This window comes from Salicibibacter cibi, from assembly GCF_016495865.1.
GTDB lineage: Bacteria > Bacillota > Bacilli > Bacillales > Marinococcaceae > Salicibibacter > Salicibibacter cibi.
Genome location: NZ_CP054706.1, coordinates 1521383 through 1544225, shown reverse-complemented (window position 1 = coordinate 1544225; position 22843 = coordinate 1521383). Strand labels below are relative to the sequence as shown.

Here is a 22843-nt window from a genome sequence, read left to right as displayed (position 1 = left end):
ATCATTATAACGATCATCGGGTGTGTTGACTGCCGTCGAAACTTATTTTTTATGACTCTTATGTGACAGCCATTTCCCGCAATCTCGCGACTTCTACCGGCTTTAAGGCGCGAAAATCTCCGGGATTTAGACCGTCCAGCGCCAAAAAGGCATACCTTTCCCTTTTCAGTTTTAAAACAGGGTGGCCAACGGTTTCCAACATCCGTTTGATTTGATGGTTTCTCCCTTCGGAGATAACAAGCTCGATAATGGACGTATCGTTCTTTTTATTGCCGGATTTAAAAGAGACTTTCGCAGGGGCTGTTTTTCCGTCTTCCAGTTCAATGCCGCGGGAAAGTCTCTGCAATGTGTCTTTTGATGGTTTGCCCTTTACCTTTGCAATGTATGTTTTTTTGATATTGCCCCGGGGGTGCATCATTACATTCGCAAAATCCCCATCGTTTGTTAACAATAGCAAGCCGGATGTATCATAATCCAACCTTCCAATCGGATAAATTCGCGCTTCGGGTTCGTCAATATAATCAGTAACCACGGCCCGATTTTTATCATCCTGTACAGCCGATATCACCTTTTTCGGTTTATACAACAGGTAAAAAACGGGCACTTCCCGTTGAATCGGGATGCCGTCCACTTCAATCGTTGCTTTCTCGGGTACTTTCGTTCCCAATTCCGTTACGGTTTTTCCATTCACGCTGACGCGCCCGGCGACGATGTAATCCTCTGCTTTGCGACGAGACGTTACACCTGCGTGCGCGATCACTTTCTGCAATCGCTCCATCTACTTTCACCTCAGCCCCCATCATACCCTTCCCTTTAGCTTTTCTCAAGCGCTTGCTTTTTAACCGCAGGAGCGCGTGATTCTTGAGCAAAAAGAAAAGCCTATACAGCCGAAATGGCGATATAGGCTAGAGGTCTGGCTCAAGGATTCTTTCCAAAACTCCTATTCACATATCTCCCGTTCCTTTGAAGACTACTCGAGGTTAAAAACTGCATGTTGAGTCCTCAGGGGCCATGGCAGATCATCGTTTGGCTGGATTTTTTGTGCAGGAAAATACTATTAAAACGTTGCTCTGGTGTTGAGTCGTTGAATTACTCGGTCACCCAGCATCGGGCACCCCCCGTGTCAATCGACCGCAAGCATCCGCCCATCGTTCTGTTTTCAGCGGTCACCCAGATTTGGGATCGATAGAAGCCACCCATCGTTCTGTTTTCGGCGGTCACCTTGATTTTAGATCGATACCAGCCTGTGCAAAGAAGGGCAACCCAAATCAAACCCGTACCTCAGTGGCCTTTGCAGGTGTGACCTTTTATTTCAGCTAGTGCAATGTTTCAAAAGTTCCTATGGTGTAGCCCCCGATTTTATAAAATCCGATTGACTGTATAAAAGCTAGATATATATGCTAACATTTATCGCCCCCGGCGGCGTGAGCAGGACTGGACGTTTATCATCGATCACATGGAACCAAAAACGAGTGTAACGAAAAAAATCGCCGCAGCAAGCCCGCATATATCCGCGAGCAGTCCGACTTTCAGAGAATCACCGATCTTTTTAATGCCTACGGCGCCAAAATAGACTGTGAGTACGTAAAAGGTTGTATCCGTACTCCCTTGCATCGTGGATGCCAACCGGCCGATAAATGAATCCGGCCCGTGCACAGCCAATAAATCACTCATTACGCCAAGCGCGCCTGTGCCGGAAAGGGGGCGCATCACAGCCAACGGCACGATTTCCGTCGGCACGCCGATCAATGCGAGGACCGGGCGAATGCCTTCGAGTAGAAAATCCAGCGCACCGGATGCGCGAAAAACAGAGATGGCGACCAGCATGGCAACGAGATAAGGGATGATGGAAATCGCCATTTGAAAACCATCTTTTGCTCCTTCAACAAACGTTTCGTATGCCGGTACTTGCTTGATGATGGCACTTACAAGAATGACAAACAACAACAGGGGAATGATATACATGGATATGGTCGTAAATATAGCCATTTATTTTGCCCTCGCCCGTTGCACTCGACGCCAGTGAAAAAAGCGGTCGATTGCTATTGCACTAATGACGGCGACTGCCGTTGCCGCGATCGTCGTGCCGATAATTTCACCGGGGTTTTCAGAATCATACGTCATCCGAATCGCAATGACCGTTGTCGGAATTAATGTCAAACTGGCGGTATTAATCGCAAGAAACGTAATCATGGAGCGGCTGGCTTCATCTTTTCCCCCGTTTAATTCTTTTAACTGTTCCATCGCTTTTATTCCCATCGGTGTCGCGGCATTTCCAAGCCCGAACATGTTCGCGGTCATGTTGGACAAAATATACCCCATGGCAGGATGATCTTTTGGCACTTCCGGAAATAGCCGCCGGACGAGGGGAGACATGACTTTGGAAAGTAGCGTAAGGAGCCCTCCTTCTTGTGCAATTCTCATCATCCCCAACCAAAAAACGAGAATGCTGATCAGACCGAAACAGAGAACAACCGCTTCTTCCGCGCCTTCAAATATCGCTTCATTTACTTCCTCCATATTGCCGGTAAACATTGCAAAAACCAGGCCTGTAACAAGCATCGTCATCCAGATCCAATTAATCATTCTCGATCACTCCATCATCTGTTGGAAACGGTTTTTTAATCGCTCCCAAAAAGAAAGCTCCTCCGTTGTATCTTCAACTTCTTCCCGAAAAATCGGTTGTTCGGAAATGACCTCGTTATCCAATTGAAACTGAAGGTATCCGGCGAAAGGCAAATGTTCATCGGTTGTCCATGCGATTTTTGGCAAAACACGAGCGGATTCATCTTCGCTTAATGGATATGTGACAGATCGATGTACTTCATAATCTTCGTAACGTTCATCTTGTCCCCTTTCAAGTTCACCTGCATCAATCAATCGATGCATTTCATAAGTGTCAAATCCATATTCAAACATGCGCACATGGTCATCCCAATCCGAGGGTGCATTCAATGTAACGGCAATTAATTCCATGTCATCTTTTTTTGCAGACGTCACAAGCGTTCGTTTCGCACGATCCGTATAGCCGGTCTTGCCTCCGGTGGCGTACTCATATCGCTCGGTCAATAAGCGATTTTTATTCTTCCAGACTCGTTCCCAATCTTCGTTTTCATTGGGGGCACGATGCACTTTTGTTCCTGAAATAGTATTAAATTCATCAAATTCCATCGCTCCCTGCATAATCATTGCCATGTCATAAGCGCTGGAATAATGGTTCTCATGATCATCCAGTCCGTGTGGATTGGCAAAGATAGTATTTTCCAGTCCTAATTCATTCGCTTTTTCATTCATTAAGAAAACAAAACCATCCACACTTCCGCCTACGTGTTCGGCAATCGCAATCGCACTGTCATTGCCTGACCGAAGCATCAGCCCATACAACAAATCTTCCAATTTCACTTCTTCGCCTGCTTGCAGATAGAGCGATGAACCTTCCGTGCCCGCCGCTTGCTCTGAAATCTCCACGGAATCATCCAAGTCTCCTTGTTCAATGGCAACGATCGCAGTCATAATTTTAGTGATACTGGCGATGCGCTTCTCGCTATAAGCATCCTTTTCCCATAACACTCGTCCGCTTTCAGCTTCGATTACGATTGCTGATTCGGCCGACACGGCAAAGGATTCTTCGGCACTCGCTTGCAGAGGCGTTATAAAAACGAGAAGGCATGCCATCACCATGATCAGCCAGGGTCTCATTTCTCACCTCCTCATCCCATACTGGATGTCTCTGACATCCTGGCATCCGACATCTGATATCCGGAAAGGGTTTTCGATGACTCCCGGAAAAACGCCCGGAACGAGCTAGTGTTGGCATTGTCACAGGATGTGACGGTTTTAGCCGCCTTCCTTATTCAGAGGAAAAATCCCTCTGATGGAAGTTTCACTTTATGAAAATGTATGCGTAAACAGACAAGCTTATGTATGTGAAAAAAGGGGGCAAGAACCCCCATCAACTTTTTGGTTTAAAAATTAACGCTGCAATAAAAGAGAAAATAATCGCAGCAGAGATTCCGCCACTGGTTATTTGAAAAATCCCTGTCAAAACGCCGATAAGACCGGAGTTGTCGGCTTCCGTCATTGCCCCGTGCACAAGCTGGTTGCCAAAACTGGTGATTGGAACGGTCGCTCCCGCACCTGCAAAATCGATTAAACGTTCATAGATGCCAAGTCCGTCCAATATTGCCCCGCTTACAACGAGTGTAGCCAACGTATGGGCGGGGGTTAGCTTTAAACCATCCATCAGCAATTGACCGATCACACATATAAGACCTCCGACAACAAACGCCCAAAAGAAAATCATGCGGATCCCCCCTTCGCTTCCAAGGTTACTGCATGGGCAATCCCAGGAATCGACTCCTTTTGTTGGCTTGTAACAGGGGAAAGAAGCGCTCCCGTTGCTACAGCTAACACACGTTTCAATCGGCCATTTGTAATGTCATCCAAAATTTTTCCAAATATAACCGCTGCAGAACAACCGGTTCCGCTTGCGCCTGCCATCGCCTCCGGAGCATTATCATAAATAAGCAAACCGCAATCTTGAAATTTCGCTTCCGGCATCGGGTGTTCTTTCTGTCTAAACCATTCTAAAGCGAGTGATCGTCCTACATTACCCAAATCCCCGGTAATAATCAGATCATAGTCATTTTCATCCACTTGGAAATCCTCAAAGTGAGCAAGAATGGTATCAACGGCCGCAGGAGCCATCGCACCGCCCATATTAAACGGGTCCTTTAATCCGTGATCGACAACTTTTCCAATCGTCGATTTTGTCACGACAATATTCGAGCCATTTGGACCAAGCAATGCAGCTCCCCCCGCGGTTACGGTACGCTGCGCAGTTGGAGGGCGTTGTGCGCCATATTCGATCGGATAACGAAATTGCTTTTCAATCGCAGCGTAATGGCTAGCCGTTCCCGCCAGTACAAGAGGCGCTCCCAATTCCACCGCTTGTGCCGCAAGCGACAACGCTTCCATCGATGTTGAACAAGCGCCGAACAACCCATAATAAGGGATGTTTAATGTCCGCATTGCAAAGCTTGTGCCTGTATCTTGATTAATAAGGTCTCCGCCATAAATAAATGCAACATCTTGCATCGTTTTGCCGGCTTTATGCACGGCTTGTTGGCAAGCTTCTTCCATGAGCACCACTTGGGCTTTTTCAAACGTATTTTCTCCCATGCGATGGTCATCATATATATAATCAAATGTATCTTTCAACGGGCTTTGTGCTTCGAACGGCCCGGCGACAACCCCGGAAGAAAGAATGCTGGGATATGTCGGGAACGACCAACTTTGTTTGCCGGTGAACATTACATAACCCCCCACTGTTGTGTGACGATGGCATAGATAATTCCAATGATAAATGCGGCAACCGTACCGAAGACGATGACGGAACCTGCCAATTTAAACATGTTGCCCCCGACACCGAGCACATATCCCTCGCTTCGGTATTCAATCGCAGTTGATGCCATGGCATTCGCAAACCCGGTGACAGGTACGATTGTGCCACCACCGGAAAACTGGGAAAACTTATCATAGACGCCAAAGCCGGTCAACACCACTGCGATGAAGATCAATGTAGCCACCGTTGGACTACCGACGGTTGCTTCGTTGAAATTAAAAAATGCCATATAAAACGTTTGAATGCATTGGCCTATGAGACAAATCAACCCGCCGACGAGAAAAGCTTTTACACATCTCATCGCCAGTGGACGAGGGGGCTCCATACGTTTCGCTACTTGTTTATATGTTTCGGTTTCCATGTTTGATTTTGAATTTGCCATAAACACTCGTTCCTTTCATACGTCTGTTTTCATAAATTCTTGAATGCTTTCCAAACGTCGATCGAGCTCTTCCCCGCTTACCGTACCGTTTTGAATGTCTTCGGTGAGCCGTTTCAATTCCATGTTTGCTTTTTGATCCGTTGATAAGTGAATAACGGTATCCCCGGGCAACGTGTCTTTTAAATGCTCACGCCCTTCTTCCCGAAAGGCTTCCAAATTCCAACGGGTGCTGTGCGTCACTTCCGGTACAATGTAGAGGTGGTTGTCCAACGAAACGGCTTGGACATTCGTCACTTGTTCCATCTCCTCTGTCGATGCCTTCGCTTGTTGGGCTAAAGACTGTTCTTCTTGAGCATCTGCATTTTCATACATCGATGTTTCCTGTGGCGGGTTGACAGACTCACGTGAATGATGAGCAATAATATCAGATTCCCTTTTCGGTGGCTCTTCACCGGCGGCTGAGCCGCAAGCGGATAACAAAACCATCGTGAGAAACAAACAGAATACAAGCATTTGATAATAACGATTAGACATGGTCGTTCTTCCTTTCCAAAACATATCGTAGGGACACTTCTGGCAATGTACGAAGGGATGACGCTGCAATGGCGTAGACATCAAAACGGACGCGTCAAGCCCCCGCAGCGCCGGTTTTGCGCAAGGAGGCCTGACCGTTTGTCCGCGGAAAGCGAAACCATAGAAGCGGTATCCCGGCTTCAGCTGATAGCTCCAAGTTGTTCAACAATCCCTATCGTACTGTTAGTATGAGATTACGGCAGCTCTACATGCATCTCATTCATTAGAAAAACTTGCCTGTACGCATCTTTTTGCAAATAAAAAAACTGCCTCCGATTCGGAAACAGTTTTTTCGCGATTAAATTGGACTCCATTTCACTTGCCTTGCCACGTCCAATCTTCGTTGTACGGTCGGCCAATTAACGACTTCCCACCAATTTTCTATATAGGCTTCTTTATCCGTTTTATACTGTAAATAATAGGCATGTTCCCAAACATCCAATACGAGTAACGGAATGACGCCCCATTGGGTTAAATAATGGTGAAGTTCTGCGTTTAAAATTTCCAGCCGATGGGCACGGGGCGACCAAACGAGAATCACCCAGCCCGGCGTGTTCAATTCTTCAGCAGCAGCTGTAAAATGGGCGCGGAAGCGTTGATAGCTCCCAAAATCCCTTTCAATCATCGACAGTAAATCCCCTTTAGGTTTTCCGCCGCCGTTTGGATCCATAATCGTCCAAAAAAGGCTATGCAAATAATGACCGGCACCATGAAAAGCCGCTTCCCGTTCCCAATGAGAAATAAGTTCGTAATTATTACTCCTGCGCGCTTCTTCCATTTTTTCTTCCGCTTCATTTAACCCTTCTACATACGTTCGATGATGGACGTCATGATGAAGGTACATGATTTCGGCATCAATATACGGTTCCAATGCATCGTAAGCGTATGGAAGCGGCGGCAGCTCATGGCCCCCAGGCTTGACGGGATCTGCCTTGCTTGATCGCTCGTTCTCGCTTAATGCCTTCTCGAGCTCCTCTACCGATTGGGTCAATTGATCGCCTTCACTAACAGACAAATGGTCCATTTCCCCACGGATGGCCGAAATTCTCTCTTTCATTCCGTTGGCATCAAATACACGATGCTCCTCATCTCCCAGGAAAGCTTCCAGTTCATCGAGCCACTGCTTCACTTCACCTTTATATGCTTCCCATTCCGTAATCGCGTCCTCACTCCCTTATAAACAGTAGAATTGATCCCTGACTATGTATATGGAGCAAAGGATTGTCCTCATGACTCATGCATAAAAATCATCGTCTCCGCTCTCCCGATAACCGGATGAGAACAGATCCAGTTGTTCTCCTTCTGCTTCTTCACTGATAGAAGGTAGATCTTCAAGAGAGGATAAATGGAAAACATCTAAAAAACGATCGGTTGTTTCGTAAAGAATCGCTCGGCCGGCTCCTTTTACACGGCCTGCTTCTTCAATCAACCCTTTTCCGGTCAAAGTCGCGATTGCCCGATCCGCATTTACCCCTCTGATATCTTCAACGGTTGCACGTGTGATCGGCTGTTGATAAGCAACAATGGCCAATGTCTCAAGGGCGGCTTGCGAAAGTTTGCCCCTTTGAGGCGGAGCGGCATAGGCTTGTACATAATCGGAAAACTCAGGCCTTGTCGTCATTTGGAAACGGGATCCGAACTGCAAAATCACGAGCGGCCGTGCCTCTGCTTCGAACCGGGACACCAATTTCTGTAATTCATGAATGACCATTGCCCGGTCGATGCCAAGCACATCAGATGCGTGTGCCACTTCCAAACCTTCGTCTCCACTCACATATAACAATGTCTCAAGAATGAGTGCGACGTCTCTATCCATGTTTCATATCCTCCCGTGCTTGTATGTAAATAGCCGCAAAATTCTCCCCCTGATTACATACCACGGCTCTCTCCTTCATCAATTGCAAAAGTGCCATGAAAGAGATGACTTGTTCGTGTACTTCCCCTTTTGTATACATTTGTAAAAAAGGAATTGGTTGCGCACTTTGTGAAACGTTTGTGCGGATCGCCTGCATTTTATCTTCAATCGTCCATTTTTCGGTTTCCACCGTTGTCGTCCGCGGCCGATTCACACGAAGGCGCCATGTTAATTTCTGGTACGCCTGCAACATTTCCGATAGAGAAGATTCGATTTTCGCCGATTCATTTCTATGTTCCGTGGAGGGTGTTATTTTGCTTGGTGCTTTACTGAAAAAATGATCTCGCTCAGCCTGCCGTTCCATCAATTCGGTTGCTGCCCGCTTATAGGCACGGTAGACTTCCAACTGTGCGACGAGCGCTTCGCGGGGATCCTCCTCCGGCCACGCTTCCCACTCTTCCAAATCCTCATCCGCCCAAACATCTTGTTTTGGCAATAACATTTGGCTTTTAATGGCCAGAAGCGTGGAAGCCATCACAAGGTATTCGCTTGCAATATCCAATTCCAACTCGTGCATCTGGTGGATATACGTCATGTACTGTTCTGTTATTTGTGCTACCGGAATATCATAAATATCAACCTCAGCTTGTTTGATGAGGTGTAAAAGCAAATCCAATGGACCTTCAAAACTATCCAATTTCACACTGTACCGTTCTTCCGCCAAGACGAGGACCCCCCAATTCGTCCCAATAATCCCTATTATAACATGTTTGCTTCATTTCTTGACCGTGTATTTCTCCGCTTCTTAAACCCTAATCTGGTTTTGAGGCGAAGGCATGTGACGACCAATAGCATGAGTGATCTTGCCCGTAGGTTTTTATAAATTGTCGGGAAATCAAGCTTTGTTTCATCGGTGATCATCAAAGGCATCCAGAAAAAGCGATGAAAAAAGACGCCGGATAAGGAAAATTACAATCCGGCGCCTGCAAAGCTTTATTTGCTTTTTCGTTTTTCAAGAAACTCCCGGGTAACATCAGAAGCGACAAACGTTTTCCCCAATCTTTCTTCCATCGTGGAAAGAATTGTCTCGCCCACCCCTTCATGTCGATAAGAAGGGTTTACGCAAATGTGCCGGAGCATAACCTCCCCATTCGCGCATGCTTGAAAGCCAATGACCCCGACAATATCCTCTTCTTTTTTCCACAGATACAGTTTCATTGATTCATCGTTTTCATATTCATCCATCGTTTCTTGCAACGTTTTTACTTCTTTAAGCTCAGGCGTATAGGATAGCAAACCCATCGCAATCTTTCGATAAGAGGGTTTGTATTTAATGATCATCTGCCTTAGCTCCTCTCATTCCTGGATATTCTCGCGATGAGGAACTCGCTTCCATGGAAAAAGCGTTATAATCATAGGATAGCCAAAAAAAGCCACTTAGAAACATGTGTCTCTATGTTTCGTTAACGGTTTCTAAGTGTACATGGATTTTGGCAAATGTTCAAGGCTTATTTTTATTTCACATATTAAGAGGGCGGTCGTTGCGAACGAGATCTGCATAGTTTTCCGGTTCAACGACAAGTTGATGTTCGTCATTTTCTACAAAAACAACCGGCGGGCGAGGCAAACGATTATAGTTGCTAGCCATCGCGTAACCGTAAGCACCGGTTGAAAATACAGCCAATAAATCCCCGCTTTTTGCCGCTGGCAACGGAAGATCGTAGATCAGCATATCCCCGCTTTCACAAGCTTTGCCGGCAATCGCGTACGTCTTCTCATCCCGTTGTGTGACGCGATTGGCCAATTCAGCCTCATAGCGGGCGCCATATAGTGCCGGGCGAATATTATCCGTCATTCCTCCATCAACACTCACATAATGGCGCACATGCTCAATTTCTTTTTGGGATCCGATCGTGTACAACGTTGTTCCCGCCTCGCCAACGATTGAACGTCCCGGTTCAATCCATACTTCCGGGATGGGAAGATGGCACCTTCCGCTTTCTTCGCGTATCGAATGCACAATTGTTTCCACGAACGCTTTCGGTTCCAACGGTTCATCATACCGGGTATAGCTGATTCCAAACCCTCCGCCGGCATTGATAACCCCAGGAATAAACCCATGCAAGGTACGCCAATGCTCGATATGGCGGTAGAGGGTTGCGATTGCCTTCGTCAACACCGAGGTTTCAAAAAGCTGTGAGCCGATATGGAAATGCAAGCCTTGCAATTGAATGGAAGAGACTGCAAGAGACTGTGCTACAGCTGCTTCTGCTTGTCCGTTAAAAAGGTCAAAGCCAAACTTGGAATCTTCTCCGCCCGTGGATATATAACTATGCGTGGTTCCCTCAATCCCCGGAGTGATCCTCAGTAAAATGTTTGCTTGTGTTTGCAAGTTGCCGCATTCTTCTTCCAACAATTCCAGTTCATGAAAGTTATCGACAACGAAGCAACCAATGCCTGCCCGTAAAGCCTCCCTGATTTCTCGTCTGCTTTTGTTGTTTCCGTTAAAATGAACTTTTTCCATTGGAAAATCTGCTTGTATAGCCGTGTAAAGTTCACCGCCGGACACGACATCAAGGCTTAACCCTTCTTCGTATGCCAGTTGGATCATCGCGATACAACTAAAAGCTTTGCTTGCATAAGCTACTTGATAATCGATCCCTACTTGTTCAAATGCGCGTTTAAACGCGCGTGCTTTACTGCGAATGGTAGCAACATCGTAGGCGAACATCGGTGTTTGATATTGCTCTGCCAAGTGCACCGCATCTATATTTCCGATCATTAAATGACCTTGTTCATTTCTTTTTTTCGTCATTACGGACATGGACATGTTTCACTCCCCCACTTCACGCCCAATATTGTATCATTGATCAGTCGTAAACAGAAGGATTTAGCAATGATTTCCCTAACCCTCCATCACGGCTTTGATTGACGTATGACATTCTTAGGATCTACAATCCTTGGACGAAACCGCATGTTCGGAACGCCTGAACGCGCAATAATTTGCCATAGCGCCGGTGGGTCAAAGGGAAGAAAAGGCCATAAATAAGGTTTGTTCAGCGGTTTCATTTGCACCATGAGAATAAAAACGACAGTGATGGAAATGACATATCCATACGACGTGAAAATCCCCACTGCAATAATAAAGAGAAGCCGAACCATTTTCAAGGCAACACCGAGCTCATGACTTGGAGAAGCAAATATTCCTACCGCGCCTAGAGCAACATAAAGAATCACTTCTGCGGTGAGGAGGCCAACATCAATAGCTACTTCCCCGACGAGCAAAGCGGCAACAAAACCGAGCGCAGTGCCTAGCGGAGCAGATGTATGTACAGCGGCCAGCCGAATCAGCTCCACGCCCATTTCCCCAATTAGCATTTGCGCGAATATCGGCACGTTAGAATCATCCGAAGGTCCTATATATGAAATCACCTCAGGAAGCATATCAGGTTCCAAGACGAGTAAAAGCCAGAGAGGGACGATAAATATCGCTGCAAACATGCCGAGGAAACGAACCCAACGCAAAAATGTCCCGACCGCACTGGATTGCCGAAACTCTTCGGCATGTTGAAGATGATGAAACATCGTCGTCGGCAAAATCATGATCGTCGGTGACGTGTCAACAATCAGAAGCATATGACCTTCCGTCAAATGTTCGGCTGCAACGTCCGGCCGTTCCGTAAATCTTACTAGCGGGAACGGGTTCCATCCTTGATTAAGAATGTATTCTTCCACAGTCTTGTCAGCCATTGTAATGCTGTCCACGTTAATCTTTTCCAGTTCCTTTTTAACGATCGATACCATATCCGGATCCACAATCCCGTTAATATAAGAGACGACGATGTCCGTTTGCGAACGTACCCCCACTTGCATGATTTCGTTTCTTAAACGTTCATCACGCAAACGCCGGCGCGTTAACCCGGCATTTTCGATGATATTTTCCGTATAGCCATCACGGGCACCGCGGGTTACTCGTTCCGTATCGGGTTCTCCCGGTTCGCGCCCGGGATAGTTGCGAACGTCAACGACAAACGCTTCCCTTTCCCCTTCAACCAAAATAAAAATGAGCCCGGACAACAGATGGAAAATACATTTATCGACATCGTCTGTACCATCCACTTGGATGTGAGCGATATGATTTTCAATGGTATCCCTTGCATCCTTTGTCTCTATATCAAATTTGTCAAGGTCCATAAGTCCCCGCAAAACTTCGACGGCAATTAATTCATCGTTTAAACTATTCACGTAATACACTTGCACTTCTTTTTCAAGCACGGTAAATTTTCTTACGCCGACATCAAAGCTGGCATCGATATTCAAACGGCTATAAAACATTTTTTCGTTCTTTTTTAGATTGTTCGTTAACGTCTGCCCTGTTGTTTTTATCATCTTCCTCATCTCCCTCGTTCAATAATTACCTGTAAAGCAGTTGCCGTAACCGGCGCACCCCTTTTCGAGTCATCACGTCCGCCCATTTTTCCTAAATCGCCAATGCCGACAATGACAGGAATCGGCAATTGATCGAGACAATATACGGTATCCCCGTGAATGCGGTTTTCTTCGATATCGCGAAAACCTTCTTTGTCCACGCCCCGTTCACTAAGCTTCCCATAACGATCCACCGAAACATCCACTTTCGTCCAATCCCCCGAACGTTCCGTGGACGCCACCGCAAGAGCTCCGATCACGTTGATTTCTTTTTCGTTGGCCAGACGAATCATAAGCGTTTCTCCCCTTCCTTCATAAGGTTGACCGGCGTCATCAAACAAGAGGACAATGATCTCATCCGTAGTTTCGTTAATGCTTTTGAGCAATTGTTCATATGTACAGTTTGTCGGATTACCGCCGGAAAGCGTGAGGCATCCGATGCCAATTGTTTTTGTAGCCGTTGCTACTGCTTTCGCTGCCGCGGCATCTCCGTCCGTTACGTAGATGATTTGCTTTGTCACGTTGCCAGCTCCCAACAATGCGTTTGTTTATTCTTTGTCCAAGCGTTTTGCCCTATGCATCAAGAACTAAAAAAAGATGGTGGATCACTCCACCATCTCTTTGCGCATTTTTTCTAATATTTTCTTTTCCAATCTTGAAACTTGGACTTGAGAGATGCCGAGTCTATCGGCAACTTCTGATTGTGTTTGGTCCCGATAATATCGCAAAAACACGATCAAACGCTCTCGTTGTTCAAGGTGATGAACCACGTCCCGAAGTGCCAGTTCTTCAAACCATTTTGTTTCATCCGGGTTAGACAGCTGGTCCATGAGCGTGATTGGATCCCCTTCGTTTTCATAGACCGTCTCGTTTAAAGACGACAACGTGCGAGTCGCTTCGTTCGCAAATACGATATCCTCGGGATGAACACCCAGTGCCTCGGCCATTTCGTTTAGCGTCGGTGCTCTCCCGATTTTCTTTGTCAATGTTTCTTTTTCTTTCCGAATTTTATGGTTTAATTCTTTCAAAGACCGGCTGACTTTCACCGTACCGTCATCGCGGATAAAACGTTGGATTTCCCCAATAATCATCGGAACCGCATACGTAGAAAACTTCACCTCATAATTTAAGTCAAATTTATCAATCGACTTCATTAAGCCAATGCAACCAATCTGGAATAAATCCTCTCCCTCGTATCCTCGGTTTAAAAAACGTTGGACCACGGACCATACGAGCCGGGTATTGTTTTCCACCAATCGGTCTCTCGCTTGTTGGCTTCCGTTTTGGCTTTCGGCAATCCATGTGCGTATCGTCTCATCGGATGGTTGCTTTCCTTTCTTGATTTTTGTCTCCATAACACCGCCCCTTAATGAGAAAACACTTTATTTCTGGACAGTTGTTTTTTCGCGTAAACCGTTGTGCCTGTCCCGCCGGAAGACGTGATGTTCACTTCGTCCATGAAATTTTCCATGATGGTAAATCCCATCCCCGACCGTTCCAGTTCCGGCTTTGATGTATACAAAGGTTCACGTGCTTTTTCAATATCACCAATGCCTCCCCCGTCATCACGAACGATGATGGCGACCGTTTCCTCTTCCAAAACGACGGTAAGATGAACAGTGCCTGCCGGATTTTCTTCGTACCCGTGAAGGATGGCATTCGTTACGGCTTCGGAAACGACAGTTTTTATTTCTGTCAATTCATCCATCGTTGGATCAAGTTGAGCAATAAACGCGCCAACACTTACACGTGCAAATGATTCATTTTGGCTAAGTGCTGAAAATTGAATGTTCATTTCGTTTTTCATTTAAACGGCCTCCCCCAATGTCCGTAATGCATGGCTTTCCCCATCCGTTAGTCGCAAGACTTTATATAACCCCGACATTTCAAAAATGCGATGCACGGAAGGAGAAACCGAGCAAACGACGAGTTCTCCTCCCCTTGCTTGTATTTTTTTATACCTTCCCAAAAGAACCCCGATTCCGGAACTATCCATAAACGTTAAACCTTTCGCGTTAAAAATCGCGTGTTCAAGACTGGGGTCTTCCAAGGCCTCATCCACCTTTGCCCGCAAAGCGCTTGCCGAATGATGGTCCAATTCCCCGTACAAGCGCACGCATAAGATGCTGTTCTTCTGTTCGGTTTCAACGTTGAAACTCATCTCTAGTTCCTCCATTCTCCCAATTAGCTTTCTATACTCCTCATTCGCTTTCCGTCGTGTTTATCCTGCCATACTGACAAAATAAGTCATCTTTCCATGGACATTATCAAGAATCGTCACCAGGGATCACACCCTCAGGATCCGGTTCAACGCCGATGATCCTTAACGTTGAGCGTTTAAACAGCTGCCACCAAGAAGCGCTTTCTACCGTTTCTCCGGCGACAATCGCTGATTCAGCAAGCGTTTCCCCTTCGCGTTGCAACTGAAATTTACCAATGACTTCTCCTTCTTCGATAGGCGCTTGCAACGTCTCCAGCTCAATATTTTCCGTAACGTCCTCAGAAGAATCTTGTTTGCCGTGCAACAAACTAATATTACGATCGAGGCGCCCGACGACGGAGTCTTGTGTGCCTTTTTCAACGGGAACGGAGGTCACCGCTGCACCTTGATCAAACATCGGTTCAACCTGATAGTTTGCAAACCCATAATTAAGGAGTTCACTAACATCTGCATTTCTCGTTTTAGGCGTTTCAGCACCCATCACAACAGCTACAAGACGCATATCCTCTCGTTTTGCCGTTGCCGTTAACCCATATTTTGACTCATTCGTAAACCCGGTTTTCAGTCCGTCCATCCCATCAAAAAATTTCAGCAATCGATTCGTGTTCACGAGCCAAAATTCATCATCTGTCCCTTGGCGCAAATAATCATCGTAGACTCCGGTGAATGAAGTGATTTCTTCATGCTGAAGCAGTTCACGAGCCATAACGGCAAGGTCATGGGCGCTCGTTTCATGGCCATCGGCCGGGAGCCCGTTTGAATTATAAAACGTCGTGTCTTTCATTCCGAGCTCATCCGCTCTTTCGTTCATTCGTTCAACAAACGTTTCTTCCGAGCCTGAAATATGCTCGGCCATCGCAACAGATGCATCGTTGCCGGAAGCGATCGCGATTGCTTTCAGCATCTCGCGTACCGACATTTCTTCCCCGGTTTCCAGAAAGATTTGGGATCCTCCCATGGAAGCGGCTTTCTCACTCGTCGTAACCATTTCATCAAAACTCAACTCGCCGTTAGCAATATCTTCCATTATTAAAAGCATCGTCATAATTTTCGTCATGGATGCGGGAGGCAAAGTTTCATGTTCATTCTTTTTATACAACACTTCGCCCGTATCGGCTTCAATTAAAATTGCGGCACCCGTTTCCTCCGCCAGCTCTGTTGATTCTTCTTCCCCAGAAGCCAGTTGAGGCATGAATAAAAGAATCGATGATAGCACAATTGCCATAGCTTTTTTGCACATCAGTTGTTTCCTCCGTTTTTTCTTCTAGCATCCCCCTCCTTCCATTTTTTTATACACTAGCGCGAAGGCTTTTCGTAAGAGAAAAGAAATCGTGAATAATTTCAGAAATTTTTCAATAACGATTGGGTCAGCACTACGGAAAAACACTTCGCTTTCCGTGGGCACCAAGTTCAGCCTCCTCGAAAAAAGAAGATCGCTGGCAACCGAAAAGACTTGGTTCTTCTAGTTTCGGGCTTCATGGAGCCCGAAACAGATCGCTTCACTGCTGGAATCCCAGTTTCATGCGCATCAATCAATGATAGCTTGTATCTATTTCATCGATTACCGGAAAATATCCCACAACAAAAAAGAAAGCCCAAAACCGTCTTCGTTTTGAGCTAACTCAGGGTCCGCTAATTCATATCCTTTAATATGCGCCTCACATACTTAACGAATGTCGGTTTCGTTTTTGCTGCCGTTTCCATGACTTCTTCATGGCTGACACCGCCGTGATCATCAGCTACAGCCATATCCGTGACACAGGAAATGCCGAGCACTTCAATTTCGGCATGGCGGGCTACGATGACCTCGGGAACGGTGGACATCCCCACGACATCTCCTCCCAGTTTCCGAAGCATCGCCAGTTCGGCCGTTGTCATAAAACTGGGACCGGAAATGCCTGCATATACTCCTTCGTGCACCGTAAACGATTCTTCTTCCGCGATTTCTTTCGCCAAAGCCATCAATGATGGGGAGTATGCCTGGCTCATATCCGGAAATCGGGTGCCCAGTTCCTCATCATTCGGACCGATAAGTGGGTTCGTTCCGGTCATATTAAGATGATCGGTAATCAGCATAAAATCCCCGGGGCGGTAGTTGCGATTCATACCGCCACATGCATTGGTTACAATTAGCGTATGTACACCGAGCGCTTGCATCACACGTACCGGGAAGGTTACTTCTTGCGCACTGTATCCTTCATAGTAATGAAAGCGCCCCTGCATGGCGACGACGTTCTTCCCTTCGAGTTCGCCGAGGATGAGTCGGCCGGTATGCCCTTCAACCGTCGAAGTAGGAAAGCCGGGGATATCTTCATAATCGATCCGCACCGCACTCTCCACCTCATCAGCAAGGTCGCCTAAACCTGAACCGAGAATCAAGCCAATATCGGCATTTCCGCCACTTAACTGTTGTTTAATCGCGTCCGTTGCTTCCTCAATTTGTCTCCGCATCGTCGTCAAGATTATTTTCCTCCGTTTCCGATTCGTAAAATGACACGTGTGATAAGTTCCGTGAAGTCGATTTTGACGCGTTCCGTCGTCTCAATTACTTCTTCATGGCTTAACGGTTGATCCAGAATTCCGGCAGCGGCATTAGCAATGCAAGAGATACCAAGCACTTGTACGCCTGCGTGTCTTGCAGCAATCACTTCCGGTACGGTGGACATTCCGACGGCATCGGCACCGAGCGTTCGAAACATCCGCACTTCCGCAGGGGTTTCATATGTTGGGCCGGTCGTTGCCGCGTAAACGCCATGTTGCAATTGCAAATCCATCGCTTTTGCTTCCACGTGTGCCACTTCCATCAATCCTTCGTCGTAGGCGGTCGACATATCCGGAAAGCGAGGACCAATCTTCTCATCGTTCGGACCGATCAGCGGATGATCGCCCATTTGATTGATGTGATCCTTGATTACCATCAAATCGCCGGGCGAATAAGAAGTGTTCACCCCTCCGGCAGCGTTGCTCACGATCAGTGTCTTCACACCAAGCGCGCTGATCACGCGGGTCGGCAAAACAACTTTTTGCATCGGATAGCCTTCATAATAATGGAAACGGCCTTTCATGGCGATGACCGGAACACCTTTCAAATGGCCGATCACAAATTCTCCGGCGTGCCCGCTAACCGTCGATGTCGGAAAACCGGGGATGTCTTCATACCGAATAACGGTTTTGTCTTCAATATCATCGGCAAGCCCACCTAGCCCGGAACCAAGTGTAACGGCTATTTGGGGATTCACCGCCGTTTTCTGTTTGATCAAATCAACGGCGTTTTTCACTGTTTCGTTCATTATCGCTATCGCTCCTCTCCGTCAAGCGCTGCAAGAAACTTGAACCATGCTCAGGCATGTTCACCTGAAAATTATCCGCAATGGTCGCTCCCACATCCGCAAATGTATCCCTCGTTCCAAGCGGTTTTCCCGGTTGATTGGCTTTCGTGTACACAAGCAACGGCACTTGCTCCCGGGTATGGTCGGTTCCGGGATAGGTGGGATCGTTCCCGTGGTCAGCCGTAATCATAAGTAAATCCTTTTCACCGAGCGTTTCCAATACTTCCGGCAAACGGGCGTCGAATGCTTCAATCGCGTCTTTATAGCCAACAGGGTCGCGACGATGTCCAAATTGGGAGTCAAAATCAACCAGATTAAGGAAAGACAATCCTTCGAACGGGCGCCCAATCGATTGCATAAGTTTGTCCATGCCATCCATGTTCGAATCCGTCCGAACCGATTGGGTCACTCCTTCGCCATCAAAGATATCATCAATTTTTCCGATCGCCTCCGAAGTAAAACCGGCGTCAGCCAATGCATTCATGACCGTGGGCGCAAATGGTTTTAACGCGTAGTCATGGCGATTGGTTGTCCGTTGAAACATTCCGGGGGCGCCTATAAACGGGCGAGCAATGACCCTGCCCAGCATGTAGGGATCCTCATAGGTCAGTTCCCTTGCTCTTTCACAAATGCGGTACAATTCTTCCAATGGCACGACTTCTTCATGGGCCGCGATTTGCAGGACCGAGTCCGCGGAAGTGTAGACAATGATCGCGCCTTTTTCGATCTGTTCTTCCCCGAGTTCTTTAATAATAGCCGTGCCGGAAGCAACTTTATTCCCAATAACCGGACGCCCGGTCGCGTCTGCGAGTTTTGTGATTAAATCATTCGGGAACCCGTTCGGAAACGTGCGAAAAGGAGCCCCGACATACAGCCCCATCATTTCCCAATGGCCGGTCATTGTGTCTTTGCTCCTGGACCTTTCATTCATTTTTCCATAAAAAGCAAGGGGCTCTTCGGTTTTGTGAATGCCCGGTGCCTGCTTTACATGACCAATACCCAGTTGGTTCAAGTTGGGAATGTGAAGGCCATTGTTGTAACGGGCGATTGCCCCGAGCGTATCCGCCCCTTCATCGCCAAATTCCTTAGCGTCCACGCCTTCTCCGATTCCGACGGAATCCATCACGATGACAAAAATACGAGAAAATGCATGGTTCATGTTGATTCACCTTTCTGTTATTCCAAAGATCAGATGCCGGATGCCGGAATTCGGATAAAAAGTTTAGACTCTTCACCAAAATCCTCTGGCTATGATTTCTATACGCTAGATTCTGACTTCCGTAATTTTATGCCCGCGGGTGATAGGTTTGATAAATGTGTTTAAGATGATGCCTGGAAATATGCGTGTAAATTTGCGTCGTCGTTATGTCGGCATGCCCGAGGAGTTCCTGAACGACGCGAAGATCCGCTCCGTTTTCCACGAGGTGCGTCGCAAACGAGTGCCTTAATGTATGAGGAGTAACGGCTTTTTTAATCCCCGCGCTTTCCGTATGCTTTTTTAACACTTTCCAAAAACCTTGTCGGCTCAGCTGTTTGCCTAACCGATTAACAAAAAGAATATCATGGGATTGTTTTTTCATAAACGCTGGACGAGCTTTAGCCCGATAAACTTTCAACGCGTCAATCGCTTTCGAACCAAGGGGGATGATGCGTTCCTTGTTTCCTTTTCCGATACAACGGACGAAACCCATTTCCAGATGGGTATCATCGAGCGTCAGCGCACACATTTCCGATACACGCAAACCCGTGCCGTACATCAGTTCAAACATCGCCGTATCTCTTAGGCTGTAGGAATCGTTTCCTTGGGTGGCCACTGCAAGCAATGCCTCAACTTCGGCAATTGATAATACAACAGGAAGCTTTCGTCCGGATTTAGGTGTTTCAATCAGATCGGCAGGGTCGTGGCCACTGATTTTTTCCCGAAGCAAAAACTGATGAAACATGCGTATCGCCGATGTCATCCGAGCGAGTGAAGCAAGTGATCTGCTTTCCGCTTTTAAGGAATATAAATAATCCAAAATATGATGGCGCTCTACGTCATTCCACTGTTCGATTTTTTCACTCGTAGCCAGATGGTTCGTGTACGCATACAAATCCCGTTGATAGGATTCTAATGTATTGTTCGAAAAACCTCTTTCCACGAGCCCGTAGTGCAAAAAATCATCAATATGTACCGTCAGCGTTTTCACCGGCGATTACTCCCCGCGGATCCACAGATACATAAGCCGTTCCCGAAAAGAAAAGTCCTCTCCCGAATCTTGGTCAAACACTTTAATCGCATTTCCCTCCGGTTCTTCAAATCTTTCATCTCCTTGATATTCATCGACTACAAATAGAATACCATAGTAAAACATCGCCGTGCATCCTGCAAAAACAATCAGTATTTTGAAACCATTCCAAATGGCTCTCACCCCTAGTTGCACACATATCCCTCCCGATATTAAAAATCACTACCAGGATATGCCCACAAGTCCGTTCGTTATACATGCTCGTTTTCAATCATTTAACGAATGAAAAAATCCCTTCCAGCAAAACACTGAAAGAGATTAATACACAGCTTTTAAGGAAGAGGATTCCGCACCTTTTCCCTGCGCTGCCTGGCAACCGGAACAGATGCCATGGAAAGTCAGGCGGTGATCTTTTATTTTAAAAATCCATTCTTCTTCCACGATCCGCTCAACATCCCCGAGCAGATCCTCCTCAATTTCCGAAACGGAACCACATTGAATACAGACGAGGTGGTGATGAGAATGGTTCGCTCCTTCTTTTCGCAAGTCATAACGAGAGACGCCGTCACCGAAATTAATTTTATCAACGATTTCCAGCTCATTTAGCAGCTCCAACGTGCGATATACCGTTGCAAGGCCGATCTCCGGTGCTTTTTCTTTTACCAATAAGTATACATCTTCCGCGCTTAAATGATCTTTTTCATTCTCAAGTAACACTTCTACGGTAGCTTCCCGCTGCGGTGTCAATTTGTAGCTTTTGGTATGCAACTCGTTTTTAATTTGGTCCATACGCGCTTTCATCCGTTTCATCCTCCCTTTTGAGGCGTATCCTTATTATAGAATTGTCTCTGGATGGTGTCAATCAATAATCATTATCATTCGTAAATAATAATGATTATAATGAAGCTATCTGCTCATATGCCACTCGGCGACCAACTCCAGCAACATTGGGGACACGAACGCTTCGATAAGGGAAGCGATGAAAGCAACACCAAGCAAGAGAAGCATCAATAAACAAATACGGATGAAAACGGGGAAAATCGGTTCCGGGTGAGCGACTTTTACGAACTGTTGGCGAATCAAGCGCAGTGAAAAGGAAACGGATAAAACGCAAACGATAATCATGACCGGCACGATAAGCAAATTTTGCGGAAGAACGGACACCAGGGATAATGAAAATCCGGAAACGCCCAATTGATACACAAGAAAACCGACAGTAAATCCGATCGTGAGTCCTTTCAGAAAAAGCAACAATAAAATCAACGGTGAACCAATAACGGATAGCCCGAGAATAAACATAAGTCCCAAATACTTGGCGTAAAAGCTAAAGTTTTGCCACAACAAAGCACTTCCGCTTGAAAACTGTCCTTGGCTGACTTGTCCGAAAAATTGCTGCAGATAGACGAACAAATCTTGTTTTTGCGAAAAGCTCAGGCTGTTGACGACAATCGCACCAAAAATAATGCCGGTAAATAAGAGCACCGATGAGAAAATATATAAAGAACGATGTTCTTGAACGTGTAAACTGATTTGACGCTCGATGAACGGCTTAACTTCCACGACAATTCCTCCCTCACGCTTGTCCCGTTAATCCAACCTATGAGAGAAGAACGTTCGATATGTTTGGAGCTAGATTTTTTCCCGCGCTTAATGATAGAGACGGCCAAGTTTTTCTAACGAAGCAGCAGTGCCTGGATCGCGAAAGCTGTTTTCGCATCGCGCAATCTCCCTTCCCGTAAAGCGGCACCAGCATCGTTTAACGTCCATTCTTCCACACTCAAAAATTCATCCGCTTCCGTTCGCGGCATACCCGCTTGTAAACCAACCGCCAGATAGACACTGACCAGTTCATCAGCGAAGCCCGGAGATGTGTAGAATTGAGCGATCTCATGCATATGGGCGGCTTTATATCCCGTCTCTTCTTGCAATTCCCGCTCGGCAGTTGTTTTTGGTTCTTCGCCTTTTTCCCTTTTGCCGGCAGGGATTTCCAACAACATTTCTTCCGTTGCTTTCCGAAACTGGCGGACAAGTGGTATCTTCTCCTCGTCGGTGATGCCGATAACGGCTACCGCTCCGGGATGCTTTACCAATTCGCGCATACTTGTCTTACCATTGGGAAGCTTCACTTCATGCAGCTCCACATCAATGATTTTTCCTTCATAGATGGTTTCTTTATTTAGGGTTGGTTCGTCGTGCACGGACATTGATTTACCTCCTATGTATAAATATGGGGTTGTAAACATAGAACAATATCACACGAAGTGAATAGGGAGTGAGTGCTTCCATGAAAATATACAAATCACCCGATAAAGTCGTTATTCAAGGGAAAGCATGGCAAGTGCTGCATCTGTTAAAGGCCTATCGCAAGCAATACGAACGTGTGCGCGATTGGACGCGTGAACAGTAAATGAAGGGGACGATTC

The 22843-nt window shown here is 46.5% G+C and carries 28 protein-coding genes; 1 reads left to right on the top strand and 27 read right to left on the bottom strand.

All coding sequences use genetic code 11. From position 1 onward, the window contains the following. Window positions 1-58: 58 nt before the first annotated feature. The 27 genes from HUG20_RS07955 to HUG20_RS07825 all read right to left on the bottom strand — a co-directional run bounded on the left by HUG20_RS07955 (window position 59) and on the right by HUG20_RS07825 (window position 22624). Window positions 59-778 carry a pseudouridine synthase gene (locus HUG20_RS07955; RefSeq protein ID WP_200089892.1) on the bottom strand — a complete coding sequence of 240 codons (720 nt, stop codon included), beginning with the start codon at window positions 776-778 and terminating at the stop codon, window positions 59-61. 674 nt (window positions 779-1452) lie between these two features. Next, window positions 1453-1989, bottom strand: coding sequence for a spore maturation protein (locus tag HUG20_RS07950; protein WP_200089891.1), 537 nt, complete (start codon window positions 1987-1989; stop codon window positions 1453-1455). Further along, window positions 1990-2586, bottom strand: coding sequence for a nucleoside recognition domain-containing protein (locus HUG20_RS07945; protein WP_200089890.1), 597 nt, complete (start codon window positions 2584-2586; stop codon window positions 1990-1992). A 6-nt stretch (window positions 2587-2592) separates the two neighbouring features. Then, the gene (locus tag HUG20_RS07940) at window positions 2593-3699 is read right to left on the bottom strand and encodes a D-alanyl-D-alanine carboxypeptidase family protein (RefSeq protein ID WP_246476576.1); all 1107 of its coding nucleotides are present in this window, start codon (window positions 3697-3699) and stop codon (window positions 2593-2595) included. 253 nt (window positions 3700-3952) lie between these two features. Further along, a complete protein-coding gene (gene spoVAE, locus HUG20_RS07935; RefSeq protein WP_200089889.1) occupies window positions 3953-4303 on the bottom strand; it encodes a stage V sporulation protein AE in 351 nt (116 codons plus the stop codon). Further along, complete coding sequence (gene spoVAD / locus HUG20_RS07930; protein WP_200089887.1) at window positions 4300-5313, bottom strand: stage V sporulation protein AD; 1014 nt, start codon at window positions 5311-5313, stop codon at window positions 4300-4302. Before spoVAD ends, spoVAE begins: the two co-directional genes overlap by 4 nt. Then, window positions 5313-5786 carry a stage V sporulation protein AC gene (gene spoVAC, locus HUG20_RS07925; RefSeq protein ID WP_200089885.1) on the bottom strand — a complete coding sequence of 158 codons (474 nt, stop codon included), beginning with the start codon at window positions 5784-5786 and terminating at the stop codon, window positions 5313-5315. Before spoVAC ends, spoVAD begins: the two co-directional genes overlap by 1 nt. 15 nt (window positions 5787-5801) lie before the next feature. Continuing rightward, on the bottom strand, window positions 5802-6320 hold the full coding sequence (locus HUG20_RS07920; protein ID WP_200089884.1) for a YhcN/YlaJ family sporulation lipoprotein: 519 nt from the start codon (window positions 6318-6320) through the stop codon (window positions 5802-5804). A gap of 337 nt (window positions 6321-6657) precedes the next feature. Further along, the gene (locus HUG20_RS07915; protein WP_425504113.1) at window positions 6658-7518 is read right to left on the bottom strand and encodes a superoxide dismutase; all 861 of its coding nucleotides are present in this window, start codon (window positions 7516-7518) and stop codon (window positions 6658-6660) included. A 75-nt stretch (window positions 7519-7593) separates the two neighbouring features. Continuing rightward, a complete protein-coding gene (gene scpB / locus HUG20_RS07910; protein ID WP_200089882.1) occupies window positions 7594-8175 on the bottom strand; it encodes an SMC-Scp complex subunit ScpB in 582 nt (193 codons plus the stop codon). After that, the gene (locus tag HUG20_RS07905) at window positions 8168-8938 is read right to left on the bottom strand and encodes a segregation/condensation protein A (protein WP_200089879.1); all 771 of its coding nucleotides are present in this window, start codon (window positions 8936-8938) and stop codon (window positions 8168-8170) included. The genes scpB and HUG20_RS07905 overlap by 8 nt, the downstream gene beginning before the upstream one ends. Before the next feature lie 269 nt (window positions 8939-9207). Then, a complete protein-coding gene (locus HUG20_RS07900; RefSeq protein WP_200089878.1) occupies window positions 9208-9555 on the bottom strand; it encodes a GNAT family N-acetyltransferase in 348 nt (115 codons plus the stop codon). Between the two features lie 178 nt (window positions 9556-9733). Continuing rightward, the gene (gene lysA, locus HUG20_RS07895) at window positions 9734-11038 is read right to left on the bottom strand and encodes a diaminopimelate decarboxylase (RefSeq protein WP_425504112.1); all 1305 of its coding nucleotides are present in this window, start codon (window positions 11036-11038) and stop codon (window positions 9734-9736) included. A gap of 92 nt (window positions 11039-11130) precedes the next feature. Then, on the bottom strand, window positions 11131-12603 hold the full coding sequence (locus HUG20_RS07890; RefSeq protein WP_200089874.1) for a spore germination protein: 1473 nt from the start codon (window positions 12601-12603) through the stop codon (window positions 11131-11133). A gap of 5 nt (window positions 12604-12608) precedes the next feature. Continuing rightward, a complete protein-coding gene (gene spoVAEA, locus HUG20_RS07885; RefSeq protein WP_200089873.1) occupies window positions 12609-13163 on the bottom strand; it encodes a stage V sporulation protein SpoVABEA in 555 nt (184 codons plus the stop codon). Window positions 13164-13247: 84 nt separating this feature from the next. Beyond that, window positions 13248-13997 (bottom strand): RNA polymerase sporulation sigma factor SigF, encoded by a 750-nt coding sequence (gene sigF, locus HUG20_RS07880; protein WP_200089871.1) that lies wholly within the window; start codon window positions 13995-13997, stop codon window positions 13248-13250. An 11-nt stretch (window positions 13998-14008) separates the two neighbouring features. Next, window positions 14009-14449 carry an anti-sigma F factor gene (gene spoIIAB / locus HUG20_RS07875; protein WP_200089869.1) on the bottom strand — a complete coding sequence of 147 codons (441 nt, stop codon included), beginning with the start codon at window positions 14447-14449 and terminating at the stop codon, window positions 14009-14011. Continuing rightward, complete coding sequence (spoIIAA, locus tag HUG20_RS07870; protein WP_200089868.1) at window positions 14450-14803, bottom strand: anti-sigma F factor antagonist; 354 nt, start codon at window positions 14801-14803, stop codon at window positions 14450-14452. A gap of 106 nt (window positions 14804-14909) precedes the next feature. Beyond that, on the bottom strand, window positions 14910-16103 hold the full coding sequence (locus HUG20_RS07865) for a D-alanyl-D-alanine carboxypeptidase family protein (RefSeq protein ID WP_200089866.1): 1194 nt from the start codon (window positions 16101-16103) through the stop codon (window positions 14910-14912). A gap of 392 nt (window positions 16104-16495) precedes the next feature. Beyond that, a complete protein-coding gene (locus HUG20_RS07860) occupies window positions 16496-17314 on the bottom strand; it encodes a purine-nucleoside phosphorylase (RefSeq protein ID WP_200090431.1) in 819 nt (272 codons plus the stop codon). A gap of 11 nt (window positions 17315-17325) precedes the next feature. Next, window positions 17326-18153, bottom strand: coding sequence for a purine-nucleoside phosphorylase (locus HUG20_RS07855; protein WP_200089860.1), 828 nt, complete (start codon window positions 18151-18153; stop codon window positions 17326-17328). Beyond that, entirely contained in the window at window positions 18125-19351 is a 1227-nt protein-coding gene (gene deoB, locus HUG20_RS07850; protein ID WP_200089858.1) for a phosphopentomutase, read from the bottom strand. The genes HUG20_RS07855 and deoB overlap by 29 nt, the downstream gene beginning before the upstream one ends. A 127-nt stretch (window positions 19352-19478) precedes the next feature. Next, the gene (gene xerD / locus HUG20_RS07845) at window positions 19479-20372 is read right to left on the bottom strand and encodes a site-specific tyrosine recombinase XerD (RefSeq protein ID WP_200090430.1); all 894 of its coding nucleotides are present in this window, start codon (window positions 20370-20372) and stop codon (window positions 19479-19481) included. A 15-nt stretch (window positions 20373-20387) separates the two neighbouring features. Continuing rightward, complete coding sequence (locus HUG20_RS07840; RefSeq protein WP_200089856.1) at window positions 20388-20615, bottom strand: DUF4227 family protein; 228 nt, start codon at window positions 20613-20615, stop codon at window positions 20388-20390. 123 nt (window positions 20616-20738) lie between these two features. Beyond that, window positions 20739-21221: a ferric iron uptake transcriptional regulator gene (fur, locus tag HUG20_RS07835; RefSeq protein ID WP_200089854.1), complete on the bottom strand. Its 483-nt coding sequence runs from the start codon at window positions 21219-21221 to the stop codon at window positions 20739-20741. A gap of 105 nt (window positions 21222-21326) precedes the next feature. Next, entirely contained in the window at window positions 21327-21980 is a 654-nt protein-coding gene (gene spoIIM / locus HUG20_RS07830; protein WP_200089852.1) for a stage II sporulation protein M, read from the bottom strand. Between the two features lie 113 nt (window positions 21981-22093). After that, complete coding sequence (locus HUG20_RS07825) at window positions 22094-22624, bottom strand: NUDIX hydrolase (RefSeq protein ID WP_200089848.1); 531 nt, start codon at window positions 22622-22624, stop codon at window positions 22094-22096. A gap of 80 nt (window positions 22625-22704) precedes the next feature. Between HUG20_RS07825 and mciZ the strand changes: the two genes are divergently transcribed. Continuing rightward, window positions 22705-22827, top strand: a complete 123-nt coding sequence (mciZ, locus tag HUG20_RS07820; RefSeq protein WP_200089847.1) for a Z-ring formation inhibitor MciZ — start codon at window positions 22705-22707, stop codon at window positions 22825-22827. Window positions 22828-22843 lie beyond the last annotated feature (16 nt).